Origin of the sequence: Paraburkholderia sp. RL17-347-BIC-D, assembly GCF_046027915.1 — a bacterium.
Taxonomy (GTDB): domain Bacteria; phylum Pseudomonadota; class Gammaproteobacteria; order Burkholderiales; family Burkholderiaceae; genus Paraburkholderia.
The window spans coordinates 1-884 of the sequence record NZ_JARESS010000200.1 but is presented as its reverse complement, the minus strand read 5'-3'; the positions used below and the strand labels follow the sequence as shown (position 1 = coordinate 884).

Annotated in this window: 1 protein-coding gene; it reads left to right on the top strand. The window is 58.5% G+C overall.

Annotated elements, in window-relative coordinates:
* Positions 1–211, top strand: a 211-nt coding sequence (locus P0D96_RS48145) for a diguanylate cyclase (RefSeq protein ID WP_408321388.1), incomplete at its 5' end; no start/stop codon positions are given.
* Between the last annotated feature and the right edge of the window lie 673 nt (positions 212–884).

Genomic DNA, 884 nt, shown 5'->3' with positions numbered 1-884 from the left:
ACGGATTCGAGCCAATATCGAAGGCCTTGCTGTCGCACACGAAGGAAGTCCTCTTGGCGCTCTTACGTTAAGCATAGGCGTCGCACACATGAGCGAAGCCGACGCTATCAACCCCGGCGAATTGCTGGAGCTAGCTGACTCAGCGCTGTATGAAGCAAAACGTCTTGGACGAAACCGGGTTTTCCATCGGCGCACTTTAGAAGCAATCTGACTCGCCGACGCAAGTCGGCGGAAGGCCGTTCGTGCGTGTCATCAGCTAACGTTGACAGCATTGCCCCGGTCAGGCCGGTCCCTGTCATCAAATATGGCACGGAGCGCTGCCAAATCCGGCGTATCCGAGCGTGCGCCAGCATTACATCAATGCTGTCCGGCGTTCAACAGCATCCAAATTTGCCGCGTCGGCGGCCCGGCGAGAATTCGCGCAAACACGGCGCGGCACCGAACGTAGGTGTAGTGCTCTTCTACTCGCGCATCTTTCACCGTGCCGGTGCCATTGAGCGTGAAGTCTTGGTGCGGCGGTTGCCAGGGACTGACCGTACAGGTCAGCGCATCGCATGCAGGTTGAATCCAAAGGTTCTTGCGTCATGAGTTCGCTCGTGGAGCGCCATCATCCGGTAGAAGCTGGCATGTCTCGCTCCGACATCCATGCGCAGTACCTGCTAAGTACCGCCAAGCTCGTTCTGGAGACCATGGTGTTCCACGCGAGGCTCCCTTTACTTCAGGGACATCAGGTTGACGTACAGTCATTGCTAGCCCATTCCCTCTAAAGGGCAAGCAGCGTTGGCCGTGCATTTCCGGCGGCACCGGTTGGCTCGCCAGGATTCGCCGAGGCAAGATTTCTGCGTTGCTAGAGCCGTCGACTGTGAACTGCGGCGCGCGCGGCC